Origin of the sequence: Erwinia sp. SLM-02 (assembly GCF_037450285.1) — a bacterium.
In the GTDB taxonomy this organism is placed as follows: Bacteria; Pseudomonadota; Gammaproteobacteria; order Enterobacterales; family Enterobacteriaceae; genus Erwinia.
This window is the reverse complement of the sequence record NZ_JAQISN010000001.1, coordinates 1,969,559-1,989,965: the sequence shown is the minus strand read 5'-3', so window position 1 is coordinate 1,989,965 and position 20,407 is coordinate 1,969,559. Positions and strand designations below refer to the sequence as shown.

Below are 20,407 nucleotides of genomic sequence, written 5' to 3'. Positions count from 1 at the left end.
ATCAGAGGAGAAATCGATGTCATTTTGTAGAGAATATACAATGCGCTTCGGTAAAGACGGCAGTAGCATAATGATAAAACATGACATTTTTTACCATAGTTTGAGCTGTGTCTGGTTTTCAGAACGGTAACAACACCCTCAGAACCGGGGGTTTATTACGCAAAGTTTAGACGCCGATCTGCCGTTCTTGCCAGTTATTTAAGCATCAGATTGAATACATTGTGCCAGAGTCACCTCGCCTGGTTTACGCGGGCCGGGCAAACGAAGTACAGTGTGTTGAAATAAAATTACAATAAGATCTGTCCAACTACGGAACCTACATGGACAGTCTAATCCTGCAACGAGGAGAATGAAATGGCGGTTACACAAACAGCCCAGGCATGCGATCTGGTCATTTTCGGCGCCAAAGGCGACCTGGCACGCCGGAAACTGTTACCCTCTCTGTACCAGCTTGAAAAAGCGGGCCAGATCCATGAAGAATCACGCATCATCGGCGTAGGCCGTGCGGAATGGGACAAAGCGGCCTATACCAAAGTGGTACGTGAAGCGCTGGAAACCTTCATGAAGGAAAAAATTGATGAAGCGCTGTGGGATAAACTCAGCAGCCGACTTGATTTTTGCAACCTGGATGTCAATGACAGCAGCCATTTCCCGCGTCTGGGCAAAATGCTCGATCAGAAAAAACGCGTGACCATCAACTACTTTGCGATGCCGCCAAGCACCTTTGGTGCCATTTGTAAGGGGCTGGGCCAGGCGAAATTAAACGCTCAGCCTGCTCGCGTGGTCATGGAAAAACCGCTCGGTACCTCACTGGTCACCTCGCAGGAAATCAACGACCAGGTTGGTGAATACTTCCAAGAAAACCAGGTCTTCCGTATCGACCACTATCTGGGTAAAGAAACCGTTCTTAACCTGCTGGCGCTGCGCTTCGCTAACTCCCTGTTCGCGTCTAACTGGGATAACCGTACCATCGACAGCGTGCAGATCACCGTTGCTGAAGAAGTGGGTATCGAAGGCCGCTGGGGTTACTTCGATAAAGCCGGCCAGATGCGCGATATGATCCAGAACCACCTGCTGCAGGTGCTGACCATGATCGCCATGTCGCCGCCTGCCGATCTGTCTGCCGACCGCATCCGCGATGAAAAAGTGAAAGTGCTGCGCTCCCTGCGCCGTATCGACCACACCAACGTGCGCGATAAAACCGTGCGCGGCCAGTATACGTCAGGTTTTGTGCAGGGCAAAAAAGTCCCGGGTTATCTGGAAGAAGAGGGTGCGAACAAGCAGAGCAGCACCGAAACCTTCGTTTCCATCCGCGTTGACATCGACGACTGGCGCTGGGCGGGTGTACCGTTTTACCTGCGTACCGGTAAACGTCTGCCGACCAAATGTTCCGAAGTGGTGGTGTATTTCAAAAACCCGGCGCTGAACCTGTTTAAAGACACCTGGCCGGAACTGCCGCAGAATAAACTGACGATCCGCCTGCAGCCGGACGAAGGCGTGGAAATCGAGATCCTCAACAAGGTGCCGGGCCTGGATCACAAGCACAACCTGCAGAAAACCAAGCTGGACCTGAGCTTCTCCGAAACCTTTAACCAGTCGCACCTGGCGGACGCCTATGAGCGTCTGCTGCTGGAAACCATGCGCGGCATTCAGGCGCTGTTTGTGCGCCGTGACGAAGTGGAAGAGGCGTGGAAGTGGGTCGACTCCATCATGGACGCATGGGCTGCAGATAAAGATGCACCTAAGCCGTACCAGGCGGGCACATGGGGGCCGGTGGCTTCCGTAGCCATGATCACGCGCGATGGCCGTTCCTGGAACGAAATCGAGTAAGTCCTTCTGACGCTCTCGCGCAGATAAGCGGCCTGCACTGAAAGTGTGGGCCGTTTTTTTTGCCGGAGAGGGGAAGCCTGGCAGGTGCAGGCTTAAAGCTACCCAACGGGCGGGCAGCGGCAGAGCCGTCAGGATGCACCTGAATCGTCAGGCGAGTAGCCGGGCGCAATATTTTGAAAATGACACAATAATAAAAATATTTTTGAACCTGTGTTTCAAAAACAGAGGAGAGCGATAGACGATGCTCCGGCACTGTTGTAAGGTAAGACATCGTTTCCGTACCGCCGCATTATATTTGCCTGCCACCTCAACGAGGCAAAGCAGGCCAGACAGGAGAAGGGTGTTAATGAGTAACTGGAAAACAAGCGCAGAACAGATCCTGACCACCGGTCCCGTTGTTCCGGTGATTGTCGTTAACAAGCTGGAACACGCGGTGCCGATGGCCAAAGCGCTGGTCGCCGGCGGCGTGCGCGTGCTGGAAGTGACCCTGCGCACCCCGTGCGCCCTCGATGCGCTGAAAGCGATGGTGCGGGAAGTGCCGGAAGCGATCGTCGGTGCCGGTACGGTACTGAACGCCCAGCAGCTGAAAGAAGTCACCGACGCCGGTGCCCAGTTTGTTATCAGCCCGGGGCTGACCGAGCCGCTGCTGCGTGCCGCGGTAGACGGTCCGGTACCGCTGATCCCAGGTATCAGCACCGTATCAGAACTGATGACCGGGCTGGATTACGGCCTGCGCGAGTTTAAATTCTTCCCGGCGGAGGCCAACGGCGGCGTCAAGGCGCTGCAGGCGATTGGTGGACCGTTCCCGCAGGTGCGTTTCTGCCCGACGGGCGGGATCTCTCCGGCCAACTATCGCGACTACCTGGCGCTGAAGAGCGTGCTGTGTATTGGCGGATCCTGGCTGGTTCCGGCCGATGCGCTGGAAGCGGGCGACTACGACCGCATTACCCGACTGGCTCAGGAAGCGGTAGCTGGCGCACGCTGATGTGAGCGACGGCATTCGGGCAGGGCGTAAGCCCGGATCGCGTTAAACAAAACAGACCGCTACCTCTCCGGGTGGCGGTTTTTTTATCTCCCTGACCCGCACCTCACCAACGCATCTCCTGCACCATCACCGTGCACCCGCCGCCGCCCGATAACCCCGTCCAGACGTCAATCCTGAGGCATACTCCTTAGTGGGTAATCAGATTCTCTTATTTTACCGCCTGTTAGACGGCCCATTCACGGCCTCCCGTTCAATCGTCAATTTCTGGCACGTCAATTGCAAAGATAACCGTGTCAGAGTGAATACTTATTACAAACGCCCGCCAAAACGGGCACCCGGGGATACGTGACGGAGGCAAAATGAACTTAAGACGACTGAAATATTTCGTGAAAATCGTCGATATCGGCAGCCTGACCCAGGCCGCTGAAGTCCTGCATATTGCACAGCCAGCACTCAGCCAGCAGGTTGCCACGCTGGAAAATGAACTCGACCAGCAGCTGCTGATCCGCACCAAGCGCGGCGTAACGCCGACCGAAGCGGGTAAGATCCTCTATTCCCACGCCCGCACCATTTTACGCCAGTGCGAACAGGCGCAGCTGGCGGTGGTTAACGCCGGACAGATTCTGTCGGGGCAGGTCTCCATCGGGCTGGCACCGGGCACCGCCGCCTCTTCACTGACCATGCCGCTGCTGCAAACGGTGCGTGAACAGTTCCCGGAAGTGCTGGTCTATCTGCACGAGAACAGCGGTTCTTCATTAAACGAAAAAGTGATGAATGGACAGCTTGACATGGCGGTGCTTTACGATCGTTCCCCAACCGCCGGCATTACCAGCATCCCGCTGCTGAAAGAAGAATTATATCTGGTTGGCGCTACCGCCTGTCCGGGACAGCACGTTGACCTCGCCGCCGTGGCGGAAATGAATCTGTTCCTGCCGCGTGATTACAGCGCCGTGCGTAAACGCGTGGATGAAGCCTTCTCCCTGCGCCGCCTCAGCGCCAGAATTATCGGGGAAATTGAATCCATCGCCACGCTGACCGCTGCGGTTTCCAGCGGGATGGGCGTTACCGTTCTGCCGGAGTCCGCCGCGCGTGCGCTGGTCAGCTCCACGAACGCCTGGATGGCGCGGATCGGCAGCCCGACGCTGAACCTGCCGCTGTCGCTTAATGTTTCAACGCGTCAGCCGCTCTCCCCATCAGCGCAGGCCGTAAAGAATATTTTATTATCGCTGCTCAACAGACCGGTCGTTGAAGATCGTGAACTGATGCTGGTTGGTTAATCCCTCTGTGCCGGGCGCGCAGCCGCGCGCCTCACTTCCGCCTTATCGCTAAAAAGCATATAAAACCTCTTTTTATTATTTGTTGCTATCAATTTGCGTCCTTAACATGAAGGAAACCAGCAAATAACAGAGGGAGCAAAGCGCGTGAATTTTCAGCAACTTAAAATCATCAAGGAAGCGGCTCGCTGCGAGTTTAATCTCACCGAAGTGGCTAACGCGCTGTTCACCTCACAGTCAGGCGTCAGCCGCCATATTCGCGATTTGGAAGATGAACTGGGGGTTGAGATTTTCATCCGCCGGGGAAAACGCCTGCTGGGGATGACTGAACCCGGCAAAGCGCTGTTGACCATCGCCGAACGCATCCTTGATGAGGCCGGTAAAGTTCGCCGTCTGGCCGACGTGTTTACCAACGAATCCAGCGGCGTACTGACCATCGCCACCACCCATACCCAGGCGCGCTACAGCCTGCCTAAAGTGATTAAAGCGTTTCGCGCACTCTATCCCCACGTGCGGCTGGAACTCAATCAGGGATCGCCGCAGGAGATCGCCTCGATGCTGGTTGCCGGTGAGGCCGACATCGGCATTGCCAGCGAGCAGGTGGTGAACAACCCGGCGCTGGCGGCGTTCCCCTGGTTCAGCTGGCATCATGCCCTGCTGGTGCCAAAAGGCCACGAGCTGATCCAGCAGCAGCCGCTGACGCTGGCCACCCTCAGCCGCTATCCGCTGATCACCTATCGTCAGGGGATCACCGGGCGCTCCCGCGTTGACCGCGCGTTTCATGCCGCCAGCCTGAAGCCGGACATCGTCCTCAGCGCCCAGGATTCCGACGTGGTGAAAACCTACGTTGAGCTGGGGCTGGGGGTGGGTATCCTGGCCGACCAGGCCTGCCAGCTGGATGAAAACTCGGATCTGGTTCGCCTTGAGGCGCGCCATCTGTTCGAGTCCAACACCGTCTGGCTGGGCCTGAAGCGCGGCCAGCTGCAGCGTAACTACGTCTGGCAGTTCCTGGAGCTGTGCAACGCGAATCTCTCCCTGGAAGAGATCAAGCGCCAGGCGCTGGCACTGAGCAACGAAGAAGAACCGGCAATCGACTTCCAGATCTGATCGCCGCCGTTTCAGCGGCACGGACCGCCCAAAGAGCATCGCGCAGCCACGGGTGTGCGCGATCGCCCTCCATTCCGCGAAGGCCAGAGCAGGGCGACCGCCGGTTCAATCGCTAATTCAGTCCCAGCAGGGCGTTCAGTTCGGCGATTTGCCGTTGCCACTGCTGCTGTAATTGCGGTTTCTGATGTCTGGGCCTGCGCGCCCGATCTTCTGCCAGTTTACTTTCCAGCTCGAGAAGTGTCGTCAGCCAGCGTTCTTCTTCGTTAGTTGCAACGACAGACGTGGCCACCGGTGTTTTTCCCGCCGCAGGGGAATCCGGCACCGGCGTATCGGCCAGCAGGGCGTAAACCGGCGCGAGACTGTGCCACTCCGCCAGCCGCTGCTGATGAATAAGCCAGAATCGGTTACAGCTTTGCTCAATCAGCACCCGATCGTGAGAAACCAGCAGTACCGCGCCGCTGAAGGTTTTAAGCGTTTCTGCCAGCTCTTCTTTTCCTTCCATATCCAGGTGGTTGGTCGGTTCGTCGAGCAGCAACAGCGAGTAATTGGCCAGCGTCAGCCCGATAAAAAGCAGCCTCGAACGCTCGCCGCCGCTCAGCGAGCTGACTTTTTGCTGATGGCGAAGATACGGAAAACCGACACCGATCAGGGCCATTTTTCGCTGTTCTTCTGTCAGCGGCGCAAAGTTCGCCAACGCATCCGACAGCGTGTCCTCGTCGTGAAGCTGCCGCAGGCTCTGATCGTAATACCCCGTGCGCACTCTGGGATGGAAAATCACCCCATCCGTCGCGTTTTCCATTTGGCAATATGCCTGCCACAGAAGCTGCAGCAGCGAGGATTTCCCGCAGCCGTTGCGGCCCACCAGCGCGATACGGTCACCGCTTTTCACCCGAAGTTCACCGACTTCAAACAGCACCGCCGCGTCCGGGGCAGGCCGCACCTGGAAGCCAGAAAATGCCAGCACGCGATCCGCCGGTAAGGCTTCACCGCAAAGCCGCAGCTGCCACTGACTGCCTGCGCTGACGTCGGTTTGATCTTCCTTCATCCGGTCGATCTGTTTTTCCATTTGTTTGGCTTTACGCGCCAGGCCTTCGTTGTCGTAAACGCTGCCCCAGATGGCCAGCCGTTTAGCGCTTTGGGTAACGCGGTCGATCTCCTTCTGTTCGGATTGACGGCGCAGTGCGTCCGCCGCATCTTTTTCCGCCAGTGCCCGACGCGCCTGAGAGCAGGGAAGTCGGATAAATTGCAGCCGGTTGTCGCGCAGGACCCAGGTACAGTTGGTGACGCTGTCCAGCAGGCTGCGATCGTGGGAAACCAGCACAAAACTGCCGCTCCAGTTTCGCAGAAACTGTTCGAGCCACAGCAGGGTGGGCAGGTCCAGATGGTTGCTCGGCTCATCCAGCAGCAGTAAATCCGGCTGACGGATTAGCGCGCGCGCCAGCATCAACCGCGTATGTTGCCCGCCGCTGAGCGTTCCGGCGGCCAGTCCCCAGGTTTTTTCCTCAAAGCCCAGCGTTGCCAGCAGCACCTCGGCCTGCCAGCGCTCCGGCTGATGCAGGCTGCCGGGCAAAGCGTTCTGCACCGCATCAATCAGTGTCGCATCCTGTAATGTCGCAGGAAGATGCTGTTCTACCGTGGCCATGATGCAGTGGTTAGCCACTGTGATCGTCCCGGACAGGGCCGCCAGTTCTCCGTTAAGGATTTTCAGCAGGGTACTTTTACCGCAGCCATTATGGCCGATCAGCCCGATGCGGTCGCCTTTCTTCAGGCCGAAAGAAATCTCCGTCAGCAAAGGACCGAAGGCGTTATCGAAGGATAAGGATTGTGCAGATAATAATGTCATGGTGCTTACTCAAGTTTTACAGGCAAAGAGATGCCTCTCGTCAATAAAGCCGACGATAACCGGTAAGCCGGAGGGAAGTTCTCAGATTGTCAGTCAGCTTCGCTCAAGCAGGTTATCGCAGCACGATACCGGTAACGCTTGAGCGGTGACGATCGCTAAGGACGAGTGAAATTAAAAAAACTTCACGGGTCAGCATGGCAATCCTCCTTATGTATTCTGTTGGTGAATGAGTGAGCTGATTATATTGGGGATTTTTGAATTGTTCCACTGTCGACCATTCCGGTGGCGCATTCATGCCGCCAGCCTGATGCCGGATCTTGTGCTGAGCGCGAAAGAAGAACCGGCTATCGACGCCCGGATCCGATCGTACCGTCTTCGGCGCAGCACACTTCCCGCAGGCAGTCGCGCAGCCACTGGTGTGCGCGATCGCCGTCCATCCGCGGATGCCACAGCATGGAGATGCGCATGGTCAGCGGGGCTAACGGAAGGGGCAGGGTGACGGTGCCATGACGGAGATTCTGCGTGTAGCGCGACGGCACGGTGGCAATCAGGTCCGATCCCCGCGCCAGCGCAATCGCTGCGGCAAAGCCGTCAACGATGGCGATAATACGCCGCTCCAGCCCCTGAGCCACCAGCGCATCATCCGCTCTGCCCTTCAGCTCGCCGCTGCGCCCGGTCAGGATGTGTTCGCCTGCGGCATAGCGCATGAGCGTCAGGGGCGCATCCGCCAGCGGATGGCCCTCGCGCACCACCGCCACCAGCCGATCCTCGAACAGCAGGCGGGTGCGCAGTTCCGGCCCGGCTTCCGCATCCACCACCCCGGTAATCAGATCGACACTGCCGTCGCGCAGCGTCTGGCTGCTGCGGGTCAGCTTGGGCACGAAGCGCAGGCAGACCCCCGGCGCTTCGCGGCGCACGCGTGCCACCAGCGCCGGGCCGAAATTCTCCACGAAGCCATCGCGGGTCTGCAGGGTAAAAATCCTCTCCAGCCGCGTCAGATCCAGCGCCGCCGCCGGACGCAGCGCCGCCTCCGCCTCATCGACCAGCCGGGCGATGGACTGATTCAGCTCCAGGGCGTGCGGCGTTGGCACCAGCCTGCGCCCGGCGCGCACCAGCAGCGGATCGCCGGTCACCTGCCTCAGACGCGCCAGCGAGCGGCTCATGGCCGAGGGGCTGAGCTGCAGGCGACGTGCGGCGGCCGCCACGCTGCCTTCGCTCAGCAGCGCATTAAGGGTAAACAGCAGGTTCAGATCGGGTTTGCTCATCCGCTGATGTTAGCACAGTGAATGAGTGAGATGGCGTCAGGTGCACGAATAACCTGCAACCGGTGCGTCTTCCGCCTTATCAGCGGCGGGCTTAGGCTGGGGGAAAATCATCCGGAGTTTCAACCATGAGCCAGACCTCTTATCAATCAGCACTTTCATCCTCCGCCGCGCTTTGTGCGCTGGGGCTGACTACCCTGGTTTCCTCAATGAGCAGCAGCATCGCCAGTATCGGGCTGCCGACGCTTGCTGCGTTCTTCCACGCCACATTTTCCCAGATCCAGTGGGTGGTGCTGACCTATCTGCTGGCGGTGACCGGCTCCGTGCTGGCGATGGGCTGGCTGAGCGATCGCTATGGCCGCCGGCGACTGCTGGCCGCTGGCGTGCTGCTGTTTACGCTTTCCTCACTGGGCTGCGGGCTGGCCGATCGTCTCGGCTGGCTGATTGCCGCGCGCCTGGTCCAGGGGCTGGGTGGGGCAATGATGCTGGTGAACAGCCTGGCGCTGGTGGTGCAGGTGGTTCCGGCCGAACGCAGCGGGCGGGCGATGGGGGTGATGGGGTCGCTGTCCGCGCTCGGCACGGCAATGGGGCCGGCGTTCGGCGGCGTGCTGGTGGCGGCCTTTGGCTGGCGGGCGCTGTTTTTGATTAATCTGCTTCCCGGCCTGCTGCTGTGGCTGCTGATCCGGCACAGTCTGCCGCCGGTGAGTGATTCCGCGAAAGCCAGAAATCCGGCATCGCTCATGCCAGCAGACACGGCAGCCACAGCCCGTTCAGCCGCAATGACTGACGCTGACCGGTTGCCGGCCTCCCGGTCAATGACGGCGAGCAAGCTGGATCCGCTGTTGCGTCAGCGGACGCTGGCCTGTGGGCTGCTGCTCAGCCTGGTGGTGGCGGCGGTGATGATGACCACGCTGGTCGTCGGGCCTTTTTATCTTGCCGCCGGACTGCATCTTAATCCGCGCCAGAGCGGCCTGCTGATGGCGCTGGGGCCGCTGGTTGCCGTCGCCGCAGGGCTGCCCGCCGGGCAGTTGGTGGACAGGATTGGCTCAGATCGCGCAACCGTATTCAGCCTGCTGGCGGCCGCGGCCGGATGCGGGCTGCTTGCCGTGCTGCCGCAGACGATGGGCCGCGGCGGTTATGCCATCGGGCTGATATTGCTGACCGCAGGTTATGCTTTATTTCAGGCATCCAACAATACCGCGCTGCTGAAAGGGGCCGATCCGGCACGGAGCGGGCTGATTTCCGGCATGATGAACCTCAGCCGTAATCTGGGCTTTCTCGGCGGTGCCGGGCTGATGGCGGCAGTATATGCGGCGGCGGGGCGGGGCCTTCCCGCCGTGGACGCGGCCTCACGCGGGCTGAACGTGACTTTCGGCCTGGCCGCCGGGCTGATACTGCTGGCGCTGGTGGCTGCGCGACCGTGGCGGAACCCCGCGTGAAATACCCCCACGGCATAAAATTTCGTTTCGCCCCGGAAAACCCTTTTCCCGGCGTATCCCTCCGCCGCATAGCGCAGCATCCGTCGTCCGCTCTCCGCTACATTGGATAGCAGAGGATCGATAACCTATTCAGGAGTTGCCATGTTTGCATCACGTTTACGGGACGCCACCCTGCTGCGCCAGCAGGCCTTTTTTGCCGGAGCCTGGCAGGACGCCATCAATGGTGAAACGCTGCCGGTGATCAACCCGTCCAGCGGTGAAGTGCTCTGCACTATTCCCGCGCTGGGCGCGGAAGAGACCCAGCGGGCGATTGATTATGCGGAAGCGGCGCGTAAAAGCTGGGGCAAAACCACCAACGCCTCCCGCGCGCTGCTGCTGGAGAAATGGCATCAGCTGATCCTGGATAACGCCGACGACCTGGCGGTAATCATGACCGCCGAACAGGGCAAGCCGCTGGCCGAGGCCAAAGGCGAAGTGCTTTACGGTGCCGGTTTCGTTAAGTGGTTTGCCGAAGAGGCGCGCCGCATTTATGGCGATACCATCCCGGCACCGAGCGAAGATCGCCGTATTCTGGTACTGAAGCAGCCGGTGGGCGTCGCCGCGGCCATCACGCCGTGGAACTTCCCGATTGCGATGATCACCCGTAAAGTGGCCCCGGCGCTGGCGGCGGGCTGCCCGATTATCGTCAAGCCTTCCGAACTGACCCCGCTATCGGCGCTGGCGCTGATTGAACTGGCCCAGCGCGCCGGTATTCCGGCGGGCGTGCTGCAGGTGGTGACCGGCCTGCCGAAAGAGATCGGGGAAACCCTGACCGGCAGCCGCACGGTGCGGAAAATCTCCTTTACCGGATCCACCCGCGTAGGCCAGCTGCTGATGCAGCAGAGCGCGGACAGCATCAAGCGCCTGAGCCTGGAGCTGGGCGGCAACGCGCCGCTGATTGTCTTTGATGATGCCGACCTCGATATCGCCATCAGCGGCATTATGATCAGCAAGTTCCGCAACGCGGGCCAGACCTGCGTTTGTGCGAACCGTATTCTGGTACAGCGCGGCATCTATCCAAAAGTGGTGGAGCGCCTGCTGGCCGAGGTGGCGAAGCTGAAGGTCGGCGACGGTTTTGCCGACGGCAGCACCATCGGCCCGCTGATCAACGCGGCGGCGGTGGCAAAAGTGAACAGCCATATCTCCGATGCTGAACAGCTCGGCGCGACGGTGCTGACCGGCGGGGTCAGCAGCGGGAACGGTACCTTCGTGGCGCCAACGGTGCTCGGCGATGTGACGACCAAAATGCGCATTGCCCATGAGGAAACCTTTGGGCCGGTGGCGCCGCTGTTTATTTTTGATACGGAAGAGGAAGCGATTAATATGGCGAACGATACGCCATTTGGTCTGGGTGCTTACTTCTTCACCGAAAATATACGCCGCGCCTGGCGAGTCGGTGAAGCGCTGGAATTCGGTATGGTCGGATTTAATACAGGTTCCGTCTCGCTGGAGGTCGCGCCGTTTGGCGGCATTAAACTCTCCGGAATAGGCCGCGAAGGTTCCCGTTACGGTATTGAAGAATATCTGGAGTCCAAGGCATTCCATTTCGGCAGTTTGTAAATACTTTTTTTTGAATTCTTAGACAAGGCCCGCACCCTAAAATGGTGCGGGCTTTTTTATTTGTGATGGCTATCACTTAATCAAATGCGTAATTGCCTCTGCTCTCCTCTGGTGCAGGTTTAGTACCAGAATCACCATCGTGGTGCGTTCTTTTTGTGATGAAAATCATCTATTTAAATAGTCGGTTTAACTGTAAAAAATACCCCGTTATTACGGCACAAAATTTTTCTGACGTCTGTTTTACGCATTTTTATTTTTTAGCCGACTGGCATACTTTCTGCATTACTTAATACAAAGGCGAATAACCAAAGCCGAAAACATAGTTAGTCAGCCAGCCAGATAAGGCGCCGATAAATAATTTCCCGGCCCGGTCTGAATAAGGATCCATCATGCTAAGTTTTGACCCGGAAAAAATAGCATTACCCGCAGGGCACTACATCAACGGCCAGCATCAGGCCGGAGAAGGCAATGCGCTGCAGGTGAATCGTCCTTCCGACGGACTGCCTGCCGGTCAGCTGTATGAGGCTGACGCGCAGAAGGTGGATGAAGCCGTCAACATCGCGGATCGCTCGGTGCGCGAAAGCGGCTGGGCCAGCTGCCCGCCGCGCCAGCGCGGTGCGGTACTCAGACGCTGGGCCGACCTGATTGCCAGCGACACCCAGCTGGCGCAGCTGGAATCGCTGGGCTCCACCCGCCCGATTAGCGACGTCGTTAATCACGAAATCCCCTTTACCGCCGAGGCGATCCGCTTTTACGCCGAGTGCGCAGATAAATACAGCGGAGACGTGCTGCCGACCCGCGATGCCAGCCTCGGCATGCTGGTGCCGGAGCCTTACGGCGTCATCGGCGCGATCACCCCGTGGAACTTCCCGCTGTCTATGGCCTCCTGGAAATGCGGTCCGGCGCTGGCAGCAGGAAATGCCGTGGTGCTGAAGCCTTCCGAGCTGACGCCGTTCTCCACCGTGCGTATGGCCGAACTGGCGGTGCAGGCGGGCCTGCCCGCCGGTGTGCTGAACATCGTGCAGGGCGGCGGTGCCGTTACCGGCAGCGCGCTGGTGGCTCACCCGCTGGTGCGCAAAGTTTCCTTTACCGGTTCCACCGCCACCGGCGCACGCATTATGAGCGACGCCGCGTTTAACGGCATGAAGCCGGTGACCCTGGAGCTGGGCGGTAAAAGCCCGCAGCTGGTGTTTGACGACGCCGGGGATATTGATGAGGTCGCCGGGCGCATCCTGCGCGGCTTCACCGCCAACGGCGGCCAGGCCTGCGTTGCCGGCACCCGACTAATCGTGCAGCGCGGCATCGCCGATGCGCTGCTCGGCAAGCTTATCGAACTGTGCCAGTGCTTCCGTCCCGGCGTCACCTGGGATGAGAACAGCCGCTACGCGCCGATGATTGATGCCCGCCAGGCGGCGAAAGTGGCCTCGGTGGTCAGCAGCGCGCGGCAGCAGGGCGCGGAGGTGCTGGTGGGCGGCGAGCGTTTTGCCGACACCGGTGAAGGTTACTTCTGGCAGCCGACGCTGCTCAGCGTCATCAGCAACGACAACCCGGCGGTACAGGAAGAGATCTTCGGGCCGGTGCTGACCGTGCAGATCTTCGACGACGAAGCCGAAGGCCTGGCGCTGGCGTCACACCCGACCTACGGACTGTGCGCCGGGGTGCATACCAAAAATATTGACCGCGCCCTGCGCGCGATGCGCGGTATCGCCGCCGGTACGGTGTGGATTAACCGCTACGGCCGCTCCGGCGACTTTATTATCCCAACCGGGGGCTTCCACGGCTCCGGCATTGGCAAGGATTTAGGTCGCCAGGCGTTTGAAGCCTGCCAGCGCTACAAAAGCGTGCTGATCGATTTCTGAAACCCTTAACGAAACACCGAACTCTGAAGAGGTAGCGTAATGGCTGTGTTCAAACCGAAATTTATCACCTTCGACTGCTACGGCACGCTGATCAACTTCGATATGGCCGGTGCTGCTGCCGCCATCTTCGCGGATCGCATCAGTCCTGAGCGGATGAGGGCGTTTACCGACGACTTCTCATCCTACCGTCAGGATGAAGTGCTGGGTGCCTTCAAACTCTATCCGCTGGTGGTGGCGAACGCGCTGTACCGCACCGCGAACAAATGGGGCGTGGAGTGTACACAGGCGGACTGCGACGCGGTGATGAAAGCCTGTGCCACGTGGGGTCCGCATCCGGACGTCCCGGCCGGTCTGGCGAAAGTGGCGGAGGAATTCCCGCTGGTGCTGCTGACCAACTCCACCAATGAACTGATTAAAAACCACATTCCGCGGCTGGGTGCGCCGATCCATATGACCATCACCGCCGAAGAAGTGGGTGCCTATAAGCCGCAGATGAAGGGCTTTGAGTACATGCTCAACAAGCTGAACTGTGGACCGGAAGAGATCCTGCACGTCTCCAGCAGCCTGCGCTATGACCTGATGACCGCGTATGACCTGGGCATCAAACATAAAGTGTATGTGAACCGCGGGCACGGCCCGGGCAACCCGGCCTATGAATACACCGAAATTAGCGGTGTTGACGGTCTTCCGGGCGTTGTAGGGCTGTAAGGGCACAGAGGAACAGGCGATGAAACTGGAATCATTCTGGCAGGCAACGGCACCCGAGTTTACCGGTGCTGCTACCGGCGATTTACCGGCCACGGCCGATGTGGTGGTGATTGGCGGCGGCTTTACCGGCATCTCCGCCGCGCTGAATCTGGCGCGCAGCGGCGTAAACGTCGTGGTGCTGGAAGCGGGGCAGGTGATGAGCCAGGCCTCGGGCCGCAACGGTGGCCACTGCAATACCGGCGTGGCGCAGAACTTCTCTGCGCTGGTCGCCAGCCAGGGCGTGGAGCAGGCAACTCGCTACTATCGCGCCTTTGCCGACGCGGTGGACTATGTGCAGCGCGTGGTGGCCGATGAGCAGATCGACTGCGACTTCCGCCGCTGCGGCAAGCTGAAGCTGGCGAGTAAAGCGTCGCATATGCCGTCGCTGGTGGCCGCCTGCGAGATGATGAAGCGCCATGTGGATCCGGATGTGGAAATTCTCAGCCGCGATGATGTGCTGCGCGAGATCGATTCGCCGAACTTTCACGGCGGCCTGTTACAGCAGCACGGCGGCCAGATGCATATGGGTAAATTCGGCGTCGGGCTGGCGGAAGCGGCCGCGCGTGCCGGCGCGGCAATCTATCCGCACACCGCAGTCACCGGACTGACCCGCCTGAACGGCTATCGCCACCGCGTCAGCACGGCGAAAGGCGACATCGTGGCGGAAAAAGTGCTGATGGCGACCGGGTGTTCCAATATCGGCCCGTTTGAGTGGTTCCAGCGCCGCATTATTCCGGTGGGCAGTTTCGTCGTGGTAACGGCCCCACTGGAAGAACGCGTACTGAACCGCCTGCTGCCGGGCGATCGCACCTATGTGACCTCGCTCAATATCGGTAACTACATGCGCACCACCGCCGACCGTCGTCTGGTATTTGGTGGCCGCGCACGCTTCGCCATCAGCAGCCCGACCTCCGATGCCCGCAGCGGTGACGTGCTGAAGGCCAGCATGCAGAAGATGTTTCCTTCCCTCGGTCATGTGCCGATCGACTACTGCTGGGGTGGGCTGGTGGATATGACCGCCGACCGCCTGCCGCATGCGGGAGAACACGAAGGGGTGTTCTACTCGCTGGGCTACAGCGGTCACGGTACGCAAATGTCGGTATGGATGGGGCGGGTGATGGCCGACCTGGTAGCAGAAAAGGCCAACAACAATCCGTGGCAGCGCAGCAGCTGGCCCGCGGTTCCCGGCTACTTTGGGAAACCGTGGTTCCTGCCGGTAGCGGGCCTGTATTACAAGGCTAAGGATCGGCTCTCCTGATGATCGCCGGTACGGGCCGCGCAGTGCCGCTGCCCGAACCGGAAAGGTTATCGCAGATTAACAACGCTTTAGGGGTGTACTGATGAGTAAATTTCGTAAAGAATTTAGCCGTGTTAACCCGTCCTTAACCCAGGCCATTACGGATGTGTCTATCTCCCGTCGCAGCATGATGAAGCTGCTGTCGGCGGGCGCGGTGATGAGCACCGGCCTGATTGGCTTCCCGGAGTTCAGCTATGCGGCCGAAACCCCCGTCATGGGCGGCAAGCTGCGCGCGGCGGTGGCGAACGCCTCGGCCAGCGACACGCTGGACCCGGCAAAAGGCAGCAACAGCGGCGACTACTGCCGTCTGTTTATGTTCTACAGCGGCCTGACCGAACTGGATAAAGACCTGAAGGCGCAGCCTGCGCTGGCGGAAAGCATTGAAAGCAGCGATGGCCTGACCTGGCAGGTGAAGCTGCGCCAGGGCGTGACCTTCCACAACGGCAAGGCGCTGACCGCAGAAGACGTGATTTACTCCCTGAGCCGCCATAAAGATCCGGCGGTGGCCTCAACGGCCATCACCCTGGCCGGACAGATGAAAGAATTCAAAGCGGTCAGCCCGTCTGAACTGCAGATCGTACTGGAGCAGGCCAACTTCGACCTGCCGTCGATTCTGGCGACCAGCTCCTTCCTGATTGTGCCGGACGGCACCAAAGACTTTACCAAAGCGATCGGCACCGGGCCGTTCACCCTGAAAGAGTTCCAGCCGGGCGTGCGCACCGTCGGCAGCAAAAATAAAAACTACTTCAAGCCGGGCCTGCCGCGTCTGGACGAAGTTGAGCTGATGGGCGTGACCGATCCGGCCGCGCGCGTTAATGCCCTGATGTCCGGCGACCTGCAGATGGTGTCTACCCTGTCGGCCAACGACGTGAAGCGCCTGAAGCAGAACGGTAAGTTCAACGTGCTGGAAAGTAAATCCGGCATGTACAGCGACCTGATTATCCGCACCGACGCCACGCCCGGCAGCAACCCGGACTTCGTGCTGGCAATGAAGTATCTGCAGCCGCGCGAAATGATCGTGAAAACCGTGCTGCAGGGCTTCGGTGATGTGGGTAACGATACCCCGGTTCCGCCGTGGCACCCGATGTACAACAAGGAGCTGCCGCAGCGCCCGCTGGATATCGACAAGGCGAAGTTCCACCTGAAAAAAGCCAATATGGTCGGTGCGAAAGTGGAAATCATCACCACGCCGAACATCGAAGGTGCCGTAGAAGGCGGCCAGCTGATCCAGCAAATTGCCCGCTCGGCCGGTCTGAACGTCGCCGTGCGCCGCGTGCCGTATGACGGCTACTGGTCATCCCACTGGATGAAAGACCCGGTTGGCTACGGCTCGGTTAACCCGCGCCCGACGCTGGATATGCTGTTCTCCCAGTTCTACCTCTCCAGCGCACCGTGGAACGAGTCCGGCTGGAAGAACCCGCAGTTCGATCAGCTGGTCACCGCCGCCCGTGGCGAGAGCGATCTCGGCAAGCGCAAACAGATGTATGGCGATATGCAGAAGCTGATCTACGACGGATGCGGCACGCTGATCCCGGCCTTCATCAGTTCGATGGACGGCTGCAGCAACAAAGTGAAAGGGGTTGAGGCCTGGCCGTCAGGAATGATGATGGGCTATCGCTTCCACGAGTTTGCCTGGCTCGCTTCCTGATAAGGAGAACGGCGATGAATCGGTACATTTTCAAACTGATATTCCGGCGCGTAGGGTCGGGTTTACTTACGCTGCTGATCGTCTCAATGCTGGTGTTCTTTATCACCAGCATGCTGCCGGGCGATGCAGCACAAATGATCCTTGGCCAGTCAGCCACCCCGGAAACGGTGGCGGCGCTGCGCCAACAGCTGGGACTGGATCAGCCGCTGATTGCGCGTTACCTGGGCTGGCTGGCCGGAATGCTTCAGGGCGATTTTGGTACCTCGTTCGCCAGTAATCTGCCGGTCAGCCAGCTGGTGTCGCAGCGTATTCCGGCGACCTTCCAGCTGGCGGCCACCACTACGGTGGTGTCGGTGCCGGTGGCGCTGTTTATCGGCATCACCGCCGCCATGAAGCGCGGTTCGATGCTGGACCGCGCGCTGGTGGTCGGCACCATGTCGGTGGTGGCGGTGCCGGAGTTTCTGGTGGCGACCGTTGCCGTGCTGATTTTTGCGGTGAAGCTGCAGTGGGTCCCGGCGATGTCGCTGGGGTCCACCCACCAGGATTTCCTCGGCTTCCTGCGCACCTTCGCGCTGCCGGTGGTGACGCTGTGCTGCGTAGTGGTGGCACAGATGGCGCGTATGACCCGCGCCGCTATCGTCAACCAGATGGACAGCCCGTACCTGGAAATGACCCTGCTGAAAGGCGTTTCGCCGGTGCGCGCCATGCTGCGCCACGCGCTGCCTAACGCGGTGGGGCCGATTGCCAACGCCATCTCGCTGAGCCTCTCCTACCTGTTCGGCGGGGTAATTATTATCGAAAGCATCTTCAGCTATCCGGGCGTTGCCAGCCAGCTGGTGGATGCGGTAAGCAACCGCGATCTGCCGGTGGTCCAGCTGTGCGTGATGTTCTTCGCCTGCTGCTACCTGGTACTGCTGCTGGCCGCGGATATTCTGACCATTGCGTTTAATCCTAAGTGGAGGGGCTGATGAACACACTCACGCTGCCGTGGCGCTTCTTTCAATCTCTCAACATCAGCGGCCGCATCGGCCTGCTGATCGCCCTGTTCTGGATTTTTATGGCGATATTCGGCGGCTCGCTGGCGCCGCATAACGTCGAGGATATCGGGGCCGGTCCGCTGTTCGGCGATATCAGCCGCGAATTCTGGTTCGGCACCGACTATCTGGGCCGCGATATCTTCAGCCGCGTGCTGGTCGGCGCACGCTACTCGATTGGCCTGGCGCTGACCGCAGCAATCCTTGCCAGCCTGGTCGGTACGCTGCTGGCGCTGCTGGCGGCGGTCGCCGGTCGCTGGCTGGAAGAGGTGCTGGGCCGCATCAACGATGCGATGCTGGTGCTGCCGGGTAAAATCCTCGCGCTGATGATCGTCGCGGTATTCGGGTCATCGCTGCCGATGCTGATCCTCACCGCGGTGATCACCTACTGGCCGGGCGCCTACCGTATTGCCTACGCCATGGCTTCCAGCCTGCGTTCGATGGACTACGTGCAGGCCTCCCGTCTGCGCGGCGAGAGCCGTCTGTACGTGGCGATCCACGATATTTTACCGAACATGCTGCACCCGATGCTCACCGACTTCGGCCTGCGTTTTGTCTACATCGTGCTGATGCTCAGCGGCCTGAGCTTCCTCGGCCTGGGCGTTCAGCCGCCGTATGCCGACTGGGGTACGCTGGTGCGTGAAAATCTTCAGGGGCTGTTTGACGGCTCCCCGGCGGTGCTGATGCCAGCGGTGGCGATTGCCAGCCTGACCATCGGTGCCAATCTGTTTATCGACAGCCTGCAGGCGATGCGCCCGCTGACGCTGGCTAAGGGGACCGCATGAATATTACGCCACACAGCGCCACGCCGATGGTGTCCGTCGAAAACCTGAAGGTGACGGCCAACAGCGACGACGGCCGGGAAATCACCCTGGTTTCCGACATTCGTTTTACCGTACAGAAGGGGGAAGTGCTGGCGCTGATCGGCGAGTCCGGTTCGGGCAAAACCACCATCGCGCTGGCGCTGATGGGCTATGCCCGCCACGGCTGCCAGATCGCCGGCGGTACCGTGCACGTGGCCGGCACCGACGTCACCTCGCTGACGCCATCCCAGCTTTGCCAGTTCCGTGGAAATAAAGTCGCCTATATCGCCCAGAGCGCGGCGGCCTCGTTTAACCCGGCGATGAAAATCATGGACCAGGTGGTGGAACCGGTGGTGATCCACGGGGTGATGAAGCGCGCCGAGGCCGAGACAAAAGCGGTGGAGCTGTTCCGCGAGCTGGCGCTGCCGAACCCGGAAACCATCGGCGAGCGCTATCCGCATCAGGTGTCGGGCGGCCAGCTGCAGCGCCTGATGACCGCCATGGCGCTGATCAGCGATCCGGACGTGGTGATCCTCGATGAACCGACCACCGCGCTGGATGTGACCACCCAGGTGGAAGTGCTGAAAACCTTCCGCCGCGTGGTGCGCCAGCGCGGCACCACCGCCATCTACGTCAGCCACGATCTGGCGGTGGTGGCGCAGATGGCCGACAAGATTCTGGTGCTGCTGAAGGGCAATATCGCCGAATACGGCACCACCGAACAGCTGCTGCGCGCACCGCAGGCCGAGTACAGCCATCAGTTGCTGGAGGCCGCCCGGCAGAAGCCGCGCCAGAGCCCGTGGCAGTCGGCCAGCGAATCCGAGCAGCCGCTCTTGCAGGTGCGCGAGCTGTCGGCGGGCTACGGGCCGTTGGACGCCGACGGCCAGCCGAAAGTGAAAATTCTGCAGGATATCAACTTCAGCCTGTACCGCGGCCAGGCCATCGGTATTATCGGTGAGTCCGGTTCGGGGAAAACCACCCTGGCCCATGCGATTGCCGGAATGAACAAGCCCTGTGGCGGCCACATTCTGTTTAACGGGCACTACATCGAAGGCGATATGTACAAACGCCCGGAGAACGAACTGCGCCGCATTCAGTACGTGTTCCAGATGGCCGATACCGCGCTGAACCCGGCGCACAGTATTGAAACCATTCTCAAGCGTCCGCTGAAGCTGTTCCACGGCCTGCGCGGTCCGGCGCTGGAGCGCAGAATGCTGGAGCTGCTGGATATCGTGCGCCTGCCGCGCAGTGTGCTGTGGCGGCGTCCGTGGTCGCTGTCCGGCGGGCAGAAGCAGCGCGTCAACCTGGCGCGTGCGCTGGCGGCCGAGCCGGACCTGATCCTCTGCGACGAAGTGACCTCGGCGCTGGATACCGTGGTTGCGGCGGCGGTGCTGGACCTGATCACCGAGCTGCGCCGCGAGCTGGGCCTGTCGGTGCTGTTTATCAGCCACGATCTGCACGCCGTTCGTTCGGTCTGCGACGAAATTATCGTGGTGAAAAATGGCCACATGGTCACTCAGGTGGCGCGTCAAGATTACGACAAGCCGTCGACCGAACTTTACTACGAGCGGCTGAAGCGCGCGGTGCCGGAACTGCGACAGGGCTGGCTGGATGAACACGAAGAGAGCGATATCGCGCTCTAACAACGGGCAGGTGCCGATGGCTCGGGCTGGCAATGCC

The 20,407-nt window shown here is 60.0% G+C and carries 15 protein-coding genes; 13 read left to right on the top strand and 2 right to left on the bottom strand.

Translation table 11 applies throughout. From position 1 onward, the window contains the following. The first annotated feature begins 354 nt into the window (after nucleotides 1–354). From zwf to cbl, 4 genes are all read left to right on the top strand, one after another. A complete protein-coding gene (gene zwf, locus PGH32_RS09210; protein WP_337893825.1) occupies nucleotides 355–1,830 on the top strand; it encodes a glucose-6-phosphate dehydrogenase in 1,476 nt (491 codons plus the stop codon). Between the two features lie 346 nt (nucleotides 1,831–2,176). Beyond that, nucleotides 2,177–2,815 (top strand): bifunctional 4-hydroxy-2-oxoglutarate aldolase/2-dehydro-3-deoxy-phosphogluconate aldolase, encoded by a 639-nt coding sequence (locus PGH32_RS09205; protein ID WP_105594251.1) that lies wholly within the window; start codon nucleotides 2,177–2,179, stop codon nucleotides 2,813–2,815. A 359-nt stretch (nucleotides 2,816–3,174) separates the two neighbouring features. After that, complete coding sequence (gene nac / locus PGH32_RS09200) at nucleotides 3,175–4,092, top strand: nitrogen assimilation transcriptional regulator NAC (RefSeq protein WP_314423219.1); 918 nt, start codon at nucleotides 3,175–3,177, stop codon at nucleotides 4,090–4,092. Between the two features lie 144 nt (nucleotides 4,093–4,236). Further along, complete coding sequence (gene cbl, locus PGH32_RS09195; RefSeq protein WP_200547918.1) at nucleotides 4,237–5,196, top strand: HTH-type transcriptional regulator Cbl; 960 nt, start codon at nucleotides 4,237–4,239, stop codon at nucleotides 5,194–5,196. 112 nt (nucleotides 5,197–5,308) lie between these two features. On the opposite strand, the gene PGH32_RS09190 is transcribed toward cbl, so the two are convergent. After that, nucleotides 5,309–7,039: an ABC-F family ATP-binding cassette domain-containing protein gene (locus PGH32_RS09190; RefSeq protein WP_337893824.1), complete on the bottom strand. Its 1,731-nt coding sequence runs from the start codon at nucleotides 7,037–7,039 to the stop codon at nucleotides 5,309–5,311. A 344-nt stretch (nucleotides 7,040–7,383) separates the two neighbouring features. Further along, nucleotides 7,384–8,304, bottom strand: coding sequence for a LysR family transcriptional regulator (locus PGH32_RS09185; RefSeq protein ID WP_337893823.1), 921 nt, complete (start codon nucleotides 8,302–8,304; stop codon nucleotides 7,384–7,386). Nucleotides 8,305–8,429: 125 nt separating this feature from the next. Here PGH32_RS09185 and PGH32_RS09180 point away from each other — a divergent pair, with 125 nt between their 5' ends. The 9 genes from PGH32_RS09180 to PGH32_RS09140 all read left to right on the top strand — a co-directional run bounded on the left by PGH32_RS09180 (nucleotide 8,430) and on the right by PGH32_RS09140 (nucleotide 20,370). Further along, nucleotides 8,430–9,740 carry an MFS transporter gene (locus tag PGH32_RS09180; RefSeq protein ID WP_337893822.1) on the top strand — a complete coding sequence of 437 codons (1,311 nt, stop codon included), beginning with the start codon at nucleotides 8,430–8,432 and terminating at the stop codon, nucleotides 9,738–9,740. A 141-nt stretch (nucleotides 9,741–9,881) separates the two neighbouring features. Further along, nucleotides 9,882–11,339, top strand: coding sequence for an NAD-dependent succinate-semialdehyde dehydrogenase (locus tag PGH32_RS09175; RefSeq protein ID WP_337893821.1), 1,458 nt, complete (start codon nucleotides 9,882–9,884; stop codon nucleotides 11,337–11,339). Between the two features lie 389 nt (nucleotides 11,340–11,728). After that, on the top strand, nucleotides 11,729–13,198 hold the full coding sequence (locus tag PGH32_RS09170; protein WP_314423203.1) for an aldehyde dehydrogenase family protein: 1,470 nt from the start codon (nucleotides 11,729–11,731) through the stop codon (nucleotides 13,196–13,198). A gap of 39 nt (nucleotides 13,199–13,237) precedes the next feature. Continuing rightward, nucleotides 13,238–13,906, top strand: a complete 669-nt coding sequence (locus PGH32_RS09165; RefSeq protein WP_314423200.1) for a haloacid dehalogenase type II — start codon at nucleotides 13,238–13,240, stop codon at nucleotides 13,904–13,906. Between the two features lie 19 nt (nucleotides 13,907–13,925). Beyond that, nucleotides 13,926–15,203, top strand: a complete 1,278-nt coding sequence (locus PGH32_RS09160) for an NAD(P)/FAD-dependent oxidoreductase (RefSeq protein ID WP_337893820.1) — start codon at nucleotides 13,926–13,928, stop codon at nucleotides 15,201–15,203. Between the two features lie 82 nt (nucleotides 15,204–15,285). Continuing rightward, nucleotides 15,286–16,890, top strand: coding sequence for an ABC transporter substrate-binding protein (locus PGH32_RS09155; protein WP_337893819.1), 1,605 nt, complete (start codon nucleotides 15,286–15,288; stop codon nucleotides 16,888–16,890). Nucleotides 16,891–16,904: 14 nt separating this feature from the next. Further along, nucleotides 16,905–17,858: an ABC transporter permease gene (locus PGH32_RS09150; RefSeq protein ID WP_314423191.1), complete on the top strand. Its 954-nt coding sequence runs from the start codon at nucleotides 16,905–16,907 to the stop codon at nucleotides 17,856–17,858. Then, nucleotides 17,858–18,709 (top strand): ABC transporter permease, encoded by an 852-nt coding sequence (locus PGH32_RS09145; RefSeq protein ID WP_314423188.1) that lies wholly within the window; start codon nucleotides 17,858–17,860, stop codon nucleotides 18,707–18,709. Before PGH32_RS09150 ends, PGH32_RS09145 begins: the two co-directional genes overlap by 1 nt. After that, nucleotides 18,706–20,370, top strand: coding sequence for an ABC transporter ATP-binding protein (locus tag PGH32_RS09140; RefSeq protein ID WP_337893818.1), 1,665 nt, complete (start codon nucleotides 18,706–18,708; stop codon nucleotides 20,368–20,370). The genes PGH32_RS09145 and PGH32_RS09140 overlap by 4 nt, the downstream gene beginning before the upstream one ends. Nucleotides 20,371–20,407: the final 37 nt, after the last annotated feature.